Below are 363 nucleotides of genomic sequence, written 5' to 3'. Positions count from 1 at the left end.
CGAGCAGACGAACCGCTGTTTCATCCTTGTAAAGGTTCGGGTACAACTCCGTACACAGCTTCCGGGAATACAGCGGGAGGATCAGCGTCTCCTGCACGGTGTTTTTCTCAATTTTACATTTCATAGGTTCTTCCTCAGTGAATAAAAACTGTCATAATTGCCGCCAGCACAGCCGCTATGACCGGCATGCCTAACTCATGTGCAGGATGGATGCAAAAATGCCCGTGCTTGATGCCCTTACTTCCGCGCCGTGACGCAGAGCCACTTTTTCTTTTTGCGTATCTGCACCTCGTGAAAACCCGCCTGCTCCAGATACGCCTTTAATTCAATGTCCTTGTAGATGGTCATGCCGCCGATGATCTG

Source organism: Collinsella sp. AF29-7AC, from assembly GCF_003475665.1.
In the GTDB taxonomy this organism is placed as follows: Bacteria; Actinomycetota; Coriobacteriia; order Coriobacteriales; family Coriobacteriaceae; genus Collinsella.
Note: the sequence above shows the minus strand (reverse complement) of the source record.